This window comes from Streptomyces carpinensis (genome assembly GCF_002154505.1).
In the GTDB taxonomy this organism is placed as follows: domain Bacteria; phylum Actinomycetota; class Actinomycetes; order Streptomycetales; family Streptomycetaceae; genus Streptomyces; species Streptomyces carpinensis.
The window spans coordinates 1-10,298 of the sequence record NZ_MUBM01000354.1 but is presented as its reverse complement, the minus strand read 5'-3'; the positions used below and the strand labels follow the sequence as shown (position 1 = coordinate 10,298).

Here is a 10,298-nt window from a genome sequence, read left to right as displayed (position 1 = left end):
CTCCGTAGGGGGGACACGTGGGGGGACCCGTGGCCAGGAATGCCGTCGGCGTGCCTTTCGGGGCGGATCGCGACGTGCCGGGCCTGATCGTCAAGTTCGGTGACTACCCGCTGCACCACGGCGGGGTGGGGGCGATCCGCAGTCTGGGCCGGCTGGGCGTCCCCATGTACGCGATCACCGAGGACCCTTATACGCCGGCGGCCTCCTCCCGTTACCTCAAGCGGGCGTTCGTCTGGCCGACGAAGGGCACCGAGGAGGCGGACCGCCTGGTGGAGGGGCTGCTGCGGATCGGGAGCCGCATCGGGCGGCCCACCGTCCTCGTCCCCACCGACGAGGAGGCAGCCGTCCTGATCGCCGAACACCAGGACGAACTCAAGGGCCGCTTCCGCTTCCCGCGCGTCGCCCCGGATCTGCCGCGCCGCCTGGCCAGCAAGCAGGGCCTGCACGAACTGTGCGTCGAGCACGGCATCCCGAGCCCGGCGGCCGCCTTCCCGCAGTCGTACGACGACATCGCCGCGTTCGCCGAGACCGCCCGCTTCCCGGTGGTGGCCAAGAACCGCGAGGCGTTCGTGCGCCGCAGCCGGCCGGCCGTCAACGGCACCACGCGGATCGCCACCCGCGAGGGACTGCTCACGCTCGCCCGTGACTGGGGCGAGCGGCCGGGGGTGATCCTCCAGGAGTACCTGCCGCGCGAGGAGGCCGAGGACTGGATCGTCCACGCCTACTTCGGCCAGGACTCCACCCCGCTCGCGATGTTCACCGGCGTCAAGGTCCGATCCTGGCCGCCGCACGCGGGCATGACGGCGAACGCGTACGTCGTCGACAACCCGGAACTCGCCGACCTCGCCGCGCGTTTCATCAAACAGATCGGCTTCACCGGAATCGTCGACCTCGACCTGCGCTTCGACCGGCGCGACGGACAGTACAAGCTTCTCGACTTCAACCCCCGCATGGGCGCCCAGTTCCGGCTCTTCGAGAACGAGTCGGGGGTGGACGTCGTGCGCGCCATGCACCTCGACCTGACCGGCCGCACCGTTCCGGAGGGGGAACAGCGGACCGGCCACCGCTACCTCGTGGAGAACATCGACCTGCCCGCCCTGATCGCCTACCGGCGCAGCGGATACACCACACCGCACGCACCGGCGAAGGCGAGCGGCACTGAGCTGGCCTGGCTCGCCGGTGACGACCCGCTGCCGTTCCTCACGATGCTCGCACGCCTCGTGCGGCCGGGCGCGAGGCACCTGTACCAGTTGTGGCGCACCAACCGCCGCGGCGGCACGACCGGTTAGCGCCCGGGCAGGGCAGCCGCCCACTCACCCATACCCTCGTACGCCCACGTCCGCATACCCCGCACCCGTCGCCCCGTCGACCCGGCCGACCGCATCCAGCGGCTGTCTCGGGTCGATTCCGGCGCTCGCCTCCGCGGCCCGTCCCGCCGACCGAGCCGACCCACGAAGTGACGCAACGGCACGTCCTGGGGAGGACTGCGCCGGAGCCGGCCGGGGCGGCACCGGCGGCCCCTCGCCCACCGGACCGCTGTCCCACAGTTCCCGGCATCACGACCTGGCCCGGTTCGCCTGCAAGGAGCTCATCGTCGGGGCCGGCCAGCCGGCCTTGGAGACCGCCGTGCGCGCGGCGGAGGCCGGCGCACGGGTGCGGGTGGTGGCGCGGGGCAGCGGCAAGGTCGCCTTCGGCTCTCCGCCCTGGGGCCAGCCCAGGATGCGCCCAGAGTCGCCCTTCGGCCGCGCCTGGTCGCTGTGGGCGCTCAGCTACTACCCCCGCCCCATACCGCCACCTCCCGGCCCAGACCCGCCACCAACTGGCCCGCCGGGTCCTCGGCCGGGGCCCGGTGGCCTGCGCGACCGCTTCGAGGGAACGGTACCGGTGGTGGAGGTGGTCCGGATCGTGCGCGCCGACGCCCACGACGGCCGTGCGGCACTGACCGTCCGCACCCCGGGCAGCAGTACCCGGCGACTGACCGCCGACCACATCGTGGCGGCGACCGGCCACCGCGTCGACATCGCCGCGCTGGGCTTCCTCGGCCATGAGCTGCGCACCGAACTGGCCGTGAGCCGGGGTGCCCCGAAGCTCGGCGCGGGCTATGTCCCCTCGCTCCCGGGCCTGTACTTCACGCGGCTGCCGACGGCGGCTTCGTACGGTCCGGTGATGCCCTTCGTGTGCGGCACGGAGCTCGCCTCGCCACGGCCGGCCCGGTACCTGGCGGCGGCGCACGGCTGAGCATCTCGACGACGCAGGGGGCGAGTTGGGGGGACGTGGACGGCAAGGCGCGGGCCGTAGGGGTCGTCCGGTTCCGGTGGGGTCTCTCGTGCGGCGGGTCCGTATTCTCTGATCATGCCCGCTCCCCTTGCATATGCCCTCATCGCCACCGACCTGGACGGAACGCTGCTGCGCGGCGACGACGCCGTGTCCGAGCGGTCCCTGGCCGCGCTCGCGCGGGCCGCGGCGGCCGGCGCCCGGCACCTCGTCGTGACCGGCCGGCCGGCGCCGAGGGTACGGCCGCTGCTGAAGGCCCTGGGCACCACGGGCCTCGCGGTGTGCGGCCAGGGGGCACAGCTCTACGACGCCGGGACCGACCGTCTGCTGTGGTCGGTCACCCTGGACACGGAGACGGCCGAGACCGCACTCGGCAAGATCGAGGCGGAGGTGGGGGAGGTGTACGCCGCGGTCGACCAGGACGGGGTGGACGGGCTCACGCTCATCGAGCCGGGGTACCGCATGCCGCACCCGACCCTGCCGGCCCGGCGGGTCGAGCGGCGCGAGGAGCTGTGGAGCGCGCCCATCAGCAAGGTGCTGCTGCGCCACCCCGTCCTGTCCGACGACGAGTTGGCGGCGACGGCCCGTGGCGTGGTCGGTTCCCTCGCCACGGTCACCATGTCGGGGCCGGGGACCGTCGAGCTCCAGCCCTGCGGCATCACCAAGGCCACCGGCCTGGCGCTGGCCGCCGAGCACCTGGGGCTCGGCCGGCACAGCGCCCTCGCCTTCGGCGACATGCCGAACGACATTCCCATGTTCCAGTGGGCCGCCCGGGGTGTCGCCATGGCCAACGCCCATCCCGAGTTGAAGGCGGTGGCCGACGAGGTCACCACCTCGAACGAGGACGACGGCGTGGCCGTCGTCCTCGAGCGGTTGTTCCCCTAGAGAACCGGCGGGGGCATGGCCCGGAACCGGCAGGGGACGGGGGAGGGACCGATCAGTACGCGCTGAAGACGTTGTCGATCGAGCCGTACCGCGCGGCCGCGTAGTTGCAGGCGGCCGTGATGTTCGCGACCGGGTCGTAGATGTCGAACGACGTGCCGGCCACGTGGTACGCGTTGAAGGTCGGGTCGATGACCTGCAGCAGGCCCTTGGACGGGATGCCCTTGGCGGCGTTGGAGTCCCAGAGGTTGATGGCCTTGGGGTTGCCGGACGACTCGCGCATCACGTTGCGGTAGATGCCGTCGTAGCTGCCCGGGATGCCCTTTTCCGCCATGATCGCGAGGGACTGGCGGATCCAGCCGTCGAGGTTGTTGGTGTAGGAGACCGTGCTCGCTGCCTTGACGGGGGTCTTGGCCGGCGTGGCCGCGGAGGCGCTGGTGGCGCCGACGAGCGGGAGGGCGAGGCAGGCGGCACCCGTGCCGCTGACGGCGAGGGTGCGGAAGAGACGAGCGGTTCGGGTACGACGCTGACCCTGTGCAGGCATGGGGTGTTCCTCTCCGTCGCCTGCGAGGTGAGCTGTCGGGTTCGGGCGGGGAGGTGCCCGGCCGCGCCCCGAAGGGCACGGCTTCACCCCAAGCCGTTCCGGCACGGCGTACGACGTAGGACGACGTACGACGTTCGGCCCGGCGACTTACCTGGGTCCCCCGCTCCTGCCGTGAGTGGTTCGGTCGATGGGTTTCGGGCGGCGGCAGGATTCGGCGTCCGCCCGACGGCCGGAACGTATGCGAGAGCACATGTCTAGAACAAGTACTCGGTTCACACATCGTCCTAGTTGACCTTGATCTGAGGCGTTTGGGGTGCTTGATCCTTTGCGACTGCCAACAGTCAACTGGCATGCGAGGGAAGGAAAGGCGGGAAGACGCGGCGCACGGAGGGTCGACGGTCCGACGTGACCCAACTCACGGTTTTATGGAGTGAGGAGCAATTACGGCTAAGCGGAATTGGCGTGTCAATAGGGTTAAATCGGGCCGTGACGTGTGCGGGCGTGACGGTCGTCACTTCAAGTGAGGCCCTGGCCTGTGCGTACGTGTGCACCTGTGGGCATGTGTGCGAGTGGGGACGGTCGCGGGTAGGGAGAACCAAGTCGATAAATATCTGTTCATATGTGGCGATCGACAACATATCGGGCGTGATCCGATACCGCCTGGCCTGTATCGGTGGGCGCCATCGGTGATCGAAACGTGACCGGATACGCTGACTTGAGTGATGGCAGCGACCTATCGACAAACCGTGTAAGCGCCAGCAGACACCAGCAGACAGGAGACCCCTCGTGACCGTCGTCGGGCCGTTCGGGCTGAGCGTGCGGGACCAGGCTGTCGAAGCCGATGTCCAGGCCGGATTGGCGGCTGTCGAGGAAGGGCTGCTCGAGGCCACCAAGAGTGAGGTCCCCTTCATCACCGAGGCCGCGCAGCACCTGGTCAGGGCAGGCGGGAAGCGGTTCCGCCCGCTGCTCGTGATGCTCGCGGCGCAGTTCGGCGACCCGTACGCGCCGGGGGTCGTGCCCTCGGCCGTGGTGGTGGAGTTGACCCACCTGGCGACGCTGTACCACGACGACGTGATGGACGAGGCCGCCGTGCGGCGCGGGGTGGCCAGCGCGAACACCCGCTGGGGCAACTCCGTCGCGGTGCTGACCGGCGACTTCCTGTTCGCCCGGGCCTCCCAGATCCTCGCCGACCTGGGGCCCGAGGCGGTTCGCGTGCAGGCACTGGCGTTCGAGCGACTGGTCACCGGGCAGATCCTAGAGACGGCGGGACCGCAGGACGGGCGGGATCCGGTCGACCACTACCTGGACGTGCTGGGCGGCAAGACGGGGTCGCTGGTGGCCGTCTCCTGCCGGTTCGGCGCGATGATGTCCGGGGCCGACGAGACGGTCGTGGACGTGCTGACGCAGTACGGGGAGCGGCTGGGCGTCGCGTTCCAGCTGGCCGACGACGTGCTGGACATCGCCTCCGACTCGCACGAGTCCGGCAAGACGCCGGGTACGGACCTGCGGGAGGGCATCGCGACCCTGCCGGTGCTGCGGCTGCGCGAGCGCGCGCAGCGGCTGGGACTGTCCGAGGACATCGCGCTGTGCGAGCTGCTGGACTCCGACCTGAGCGACGACGCGCGGCACGCCGAGGCGCTCGCGGCGCTGCGGGTGCACCCGGCTCTGGAGCAGGCCCGGCGGGACACCGTGCGGTACGCGGAGGAGGCGCGGGCCGCGCTGGCGCCGCTGCCCGAGTGCGACGCGAAGGCCGCGCTGCTTCAGCTGTGCGACGCGGTGGTGCACCGGGCCGGCTGAGCTGAAGCCGGTCTCTCCCCCTCCCCGCTCTCCCTCCACCCCGCCGTCCCTTTCTCCACTCCCTCCTTCCCGGCCTCCGCGCCTCCTGCGGAACGAGGTCGGACAGGCCGGAATCGAGCGGCGCCTCCACCCCGCCCCCTAAGGGGTGGTGGAGACGCCGCCGCCCGGTGTCATACCGCAGGCGTACACGGAGTTGGCTCCGCGGTCTGACGCTTCCGCGCGGCCGATTTGGTCAGATGGAAACCACGGACCACACCACTCCTCACCGATTCGGGTGAGAATGGCGGCTCGGGGTGGGAGCAGTGCAGACGGGCAGCCGCCGCCGACGACGGAGGTAAGGCACACATGGCACCGTACGAATCCGACGACACCAGGGGCGCCGAGGAGGTCGACGACCTGCACTCGGTGCGACGCAAGGCAGCACGGTACGTCGTCCCGGTCGCGGTGGTGGGGGTGGCGGCGGCGACCATCGGGCTCGTCCCGGCACTCGCCGACTCCGGCGACCCGGACCTTCCCAAGATCACCGCGCAGCAACTCATCGAGAAAATCGCCAAGTCGGACGTCCAGCAGCTGTCCGGCACAGCTAAGATCACCACTGACCTAGGCCTGCCGAACCTCGGCGGTCTGGAGAGCGGTCTGATCTCCGGCGCGACCAAGGGCGGTGACGGATCGTCGGCCGACCCGAGCACCAAGCTGCCCGAGCTGGCCTCCGGCACGCACACCCTGCGCGTCGCGGCGGACGGCCCGGACCGGCAGAAGGTCTCGCTGATCGAGAGCGCCGCCGAGTACAGCCTCATCCACAACGGCAAGGACGTCTGGGGCTACGACAGCAAGTCCAACGAGGTCTACCACGGCACCGCGGACCAGAACGGCAAGAAGCACCGGGACGAGGTGCCGGCCACGCCCAAGGACTTCGCCGACCAGGCCCTGAAGTCGGTCGACGACACCACCTCGGTGACGGTCGACGGCACCGCGCAGGTCGCCGGCCGGGACGCCTACCGGCTGGTCATCAAGCCCAAGCACGCCTCCGGCACCACGGTCGGCGTGATCAGCATCGCGGTGGACGCCAAGACGGGGATGCCGCTGAAGTTCACGCTCACCCCGGCGAGCGGCGGCGCGGCCGTGGTGGACGCCGGCTTCACCCAGGTCAGCTTCGCCAAGCCGGCCGCCTCCACGTTCGACTTCACGCCGCCCAAGGGCGCGAAGGTCACCGAGGAGAAGGACGCCAAGGCGCGCGGGCGCTCCGGCGAGCGGGGCGCCCCGCACAAAAAGTTCGCCCCGCAGCGGGGACTCACCCCGCAGAAGGGACTGGCCAAGGAGGGCACGAAGGTCCTCGGCAAGGGCTGGAACTCCATCGCCGTCTTCGACTCCGGCACCAAGGGCGGCATCCCGTCGTCCTCCGGGAAGGGCGACCTGGGCGGCTTCCTCGGCTCGCTCGGTGACCACGTCAGCGGCAAGTTCGGCAAGGGCACGGTCTTCTCCACCCGCCTGATCAACGCGCTGATCACGGACGACGGCAAGGTCTACGTCGGCACCGTCACCAAGGACGCCCTGGTGAAGGCGGCGAACGCCGGACAGTAGGCACACGAGAGGCACGACGGATCGAGGGAGCCCATGGACGAGGCGTCCGCCACGCAGCCGCAGCGGGCCGCACGGGACGTGGATGACAGCGTCATCCACACCCGTGCGCTCACCAAGCGCTATCGCGGCGGACAGCTCGCCGTCGACGGCCTGGACCTGACCGTCCCGGCGGGCAGCGTCTTCGGCTTCCTCGGTCCGAACGGCTCGGGCAAGACCACCACCATCCGCATGCTGATGGGGCTGATCGAACCCACGTCGGGCACAGCACGGGTCCTGGGGCACCCCATGCCCCGGTCCTCGCGCGCCGTGCTGCCGCACGTCGGCGCGCTGATCGAGGGCCCGGCCCTGTACGGCTTCCTGACCGGCCGGGACAACCTGGTGCGCTACGACTCCGCCGACCCGACCGCCGACCCGCGCACCCGCAGCAGCCGGGTCGCGGCCGCACTGGACCGGGTGGGCCTGACCGCCGCGGGGGGCAAGAAGGCCAGGGCGTACTCGCTGGGCATGAAGCAGCGACTCGGACTCGCCGCCGCGCTGCTCCAGCCGCGCAGGCTGCTCGTCCTGGACGAGCCGACCAACGGCCTCGACCCGCAGGGCATGCGTGAGATCCGCTCCCTGGTGCGGGAGCTGGCCTCGGACGGCACGACCGTCTTCCTCTCCTCCCATCTGCTCGACGAGATCGAGCAGGTGTGCACGCACGCGGCGGTCATGGCCCGAGGCAGGCTGGTCACCCAGGGCGCGGTCGCCGAGCTGGCCGCCGGGGCCCGTGGCCGGCTGGTGGTCACCACACCGGACCCGGCGGAGGCGGCCAGGGTGCTGAAGGAACAGGGCGTCGGCGACGTCGTCGTCGCCGACGACCGGGTGACCGGCGAACCACCCGAGCGCGACCTCGCCGATGTGAACGCCGCGCTGGTCACCGCGGGTGTCCGGGTCCGCGGCTTCGGGGTCGAACGCGCCTCGCTGGAGGACGCGTTCGTGGCACTCACGGGGGAGGGATTCGATGTCGCGGGCTGAGGCGGCGACGGGCCCGGCCGGGATCGACGTGGGCTCTGCGAGCCCGCTGTGGACCCTCGGGCTGCTGCGCAGTGAGCTGGTGACCACCTTCCGGCGCTGGCGGACCCTCGCGCTGCTCGGTGTGCTGGCCGCCGTGCCGATCCTCGTCGGAGTGGCCGTCAGGATCGAGACCCGGGACGGCTCGTCCGTCGGAGGCGGCGGCGGTGGCGGACCGGCGTTCATCACGCAGATCACCAACAACGGGCTGTTCCTGGTCTTCACCGCGCTGGCGGCGACGCTGCCGTTCTTCCTGCCGATGGCCGTGGGCGTGGTCGCGGGCGACGCGATAGCCGGCGAGGCCAACGCGGGCACCCTGCGCTATCTGCTGGTCGCCCCCGCCGGCCGTACCCGCCTGCTGCTCACCAAGTACGCCACGACGATGGCCTTCTGCCTGGTCGCCACCCTGGTGGTCGCCGTCTCCGCTCTCACCGTGGGCGCGCTGCTTTTCCCGCTGGGCGACTTGACGACCATCTCCGGGACGCAGATCAGTTTCGCCGAGGGGCTGGGCCGGGCGCTGCTGATAGCCCTCGTCGTCGCCGCGTCCCTGATCGGCCTCGCCGCCCTCGGCCTGTTCGTCTCCACACTGACCAACAGCGGCATCGCGGCCATGGCGACGACCGTGGGTCTGCTGATCACCGTGCAGATCCTCGACCAGATACCCCAGCTGCACGCGATCCAGCCGTACTTCTTCTCGCACTACTGGCTGTCCTTCGCCGACCTGATGCGCGAGCCGGTCTACTGGGACGGCCTGGTGAAGAACCTGGAACTGCAGGCGCTGTACGCGGCGGTGTTCGGCTCGGCGGCCTGGGCGCGGTTCACCGCGAAGGACATCACCGCGTAGCCGGCCCGAGGCCATTGGTCCGAGGTCAGCGCGAGCGTCCGGTCGCGCCGGTGAGACGGGCCAACGGCTCGGCCTCTCGCGGCGGCTGTCCGCGCAGGTGGCCGAGGCGCCAGTCGGGCACCCACGGGACGCGGTAGACGTCGATGACGGACTCGATCGGTTTCACCCGATCGGCGAGCTGCCGCGGCAGCCGGCCCGGCGCGTCCGCGACGAGCACCACGGCGTCCAGGTCGAGCCCGGCCGGGGCTTCGCCCCTGCGGAACGTTCCGACCGCCCGCGTGACGGCGTCCAGTCCGGCAGCGTGCGTCCGGGCGACGAGCAGCACCGATCGGGGAGCGTCGGGGCCGGGCCAGTTCCGCCCGCAGTCGTGACCGCCGTAGACGGCCGCGAGCGTGGTCGTGCCCGCGCCGCCGTGCGTGGCCACCCAGGAGAACCGCCGGGGTGTGACGGAGGACAGGTCGTGGGGACGGGCCACCGGCCCGCGGAGCCAGATCTCCGGTCCGTGCTGCATGCCTGTGCGCATGCCCGTTCCCTCCTTCGTCATCCCGACGATCGTGGCGCTCGGAGCGTGACCCCGCCCATACCCGCGCGGTTCCTGGTGCGAGTCTGTGACGTCGCGGTGACGTGGCGAGCGCAGGTGAGCGGAGAGACTCGACGGTACGCGTAGGACCGGATGGCACGCATCCGAGTGAGGGAGCCGATGTCTCGACTGAGCCGCGAGAAGAAGCGGGAACAGAAGCGCGCCGCGCGCTCGGCGGCATCCGTGACGGCGCCGATCGCCGTCCACGTGCCCCTGGCCTCGGTCGGCCCCCTCGACGGGGCCGAGTCCGTGGACGGCACCGGCACCGGATCCTGGGCGTCGGTCGGCGATGTGCGGGTCCGGTCGGCGCCGGGCGAGGAGATCCAGCAGGCCGTGCTCGACCACCTCCACGGCATCGCACTCGCCACCGGCCGTTCCGTCCTCGCCATGGTCACCGACGAACGCATCGGCTACGTCGTCCCCCTCCAGGTCCACGGCGACGGCTCCAGCACCTTCGCGGCCGAGCCACTGCGCACGGCCGCACAGGACGAGCCGGGGCGGGACAAGGCCACCCACGTGCTGCGGCAGGTGCCGGAGCCGGCGGCCCCCCGGGGGACGGCACCCACGTTCCCCCTGCGCGCTGTACCCGAGTCCCGGCCGACCGACGGGCCCTCTTCGCGCCCTTCGTCTCCTGCGTCTCCTCCGTCCTCTTCCGAGTCCGCCCCCACGTTCGCGCTGCGTGCCGTGCCGGAGCCGCCGGCCGGCACGACTCCCGCCGCACCCCCTGCCACCCCTCCGGGCACGGC

The 10,298-nt window shown here is 71.4% G+C and carries 8 protein-coding genes, 2 pseudogenes and 1 riboswitch; of the genes and pseudogenes, 8 read left to right on the top strand and 2 right to left on the bottom strand.

Features of this window, described 5'->3' with window-relative positions:
* Positions 1-50 precede the first annotated feature (50 nt).
* The 3 genes and pseudogenes from BZY54_RS37820 (at position 51) to BZY54_RS37810 (ending at position 3,159) form a co-directional block, all read left to right on the top strand.
* Complete coding sequence (locus tag BZY54_RS37820) at positions 51-1,289, top strand: carboxylate--amine ligase (RefSeq protein ID WP_086729868.1); 1,239 nt, start codon at positions 51-53, stop codon at positions 1,287-1,289.
* 226 nt (positions 1,290-1,515) lie between these two features.
* Positions 1,516-2,238 (top strand): annotated as a pseudogene (locus BZY54_RS37815) (NAD(P)/FAD-dependent oxidoreductase); the annotation flags it as partial.
* Positions 2,239-2,352: 114 nt separating this feature from the next.
* Positions 2,353-3,159: an HAD family hydrolase gene (locus BZY54_RS37810; protein ID WP_086729867.1), complete on the top strand. Its 807-nt coding sequence runs from the start codon at positions 2,353-2,355 to the stop codon at positions 3,157-3,159.
* Positions 3,160-3,211: 52 nt separating this feature from the next.
* Here the strand turns inward: BZY54_RS37810 and BZY54_RS37805 are convergent, their stop codons facing one another.
* Positions 3,212-3,700, bottom strand: a complete 489-nt coding sequence (locus BZY54_RS37805) for a transglycosylase SLT domain-containing protein (RefSeq protein WP_086729865.1) — start codon at positions 3,698-3,700, stop codon at positions 3,212-3,214.
* Positions 3,701-3,704: 4 nt separating this feature from the next.
* A riboswitch (cyclic di-AMP (ydaO/yuaA leader) is annotated at positions 3,705-3,896 on the bottom strand.
* Between the two features lie 590 nt (positions 3,897-4,486).
* Between BZY54_RS37805 and BZY54_RS37800 the strand changes: the two genes are divergently transcribed.
* From BZY54_RS37800 to BZY54_RS37785, 4 genes are all read left to right on the top strand, one after another.
* Entirely contained in the window at positions 4,487-5,497 is a 1,011-nt protein-coding gene (locus BZY54_RS37800) for a polyprenyl synthetase family protein (protein ID WP_086729863.1), read from the top strand.
* A gap of 345 nt (positions 5,498-5,842) precedes the next feature.
* Positions 5,843-7,078 carry a LolA family protein gene (locus BZY54_RS37795; RefSeq protein ID WP_086729862.1) on the top strand — a complete coding sequence of 412 codons (1,236 nt, stop codon included), beginning with the start codon at positions 5,843-5,845 and terminating at the stop codon, positions 7,076-7,078.
* Between the two features lie 33 nt (positions 7,079-7,111).
* Complete coding sequence (locus tag BZY54_RS37790) at positions 7,112-8,092, top strand: ABC transporter ATP-binding protein (protein WP_086729860.1); 981 nt, start codon at positions 7,112-7,114, stop codon at positions 8,090-8,092.
* Positions 8,079-8,972 carry an ABC transporter permease gene (locus tag BZY54_RS37785; RefSeq protein ID WP_086729859.1) on the top strand — a complete coding sequence of 298 codons (894 nt, stop codon included), beginning with the start codon at positions 8,079-8,081 and terminating at the stop codon, positions 8,970-8,972. The genes BZY54_RS37790 and BZY54_RS37785 overlap by 14 nt, the downstream gene beginning before the upstream one ends.
* Positions 8,973-8,997: 25 nt before the next feature.
* Here the strand turns inward: BZY54_RS37785 and BZY54_RS37780 are convergent, their stop codons facing one another.
* Complete coding sequence (locus tag BZY54_RS37780; RefSeq protein ID WP_086729858.1) at positions 8,998-9,495, bottom strand: DUF6668 family protein; 498 nt, start codon at positions 9,493-9,495, stop codon at positions 8,998-9,000.
* A gap of 177 nt (positions 9,496-9,672) precedes the next feature.
* On the opposite strand from BZY54_RS37780, the pseudogene BZY54_RS52485 reads away from it, so the two are divergent.
* Positions 9,673-10,298, top strand: a pseudogene (locus tag BZY54_RS52485) (tetratricopeptide repeat protein); the annotation flags it as partial.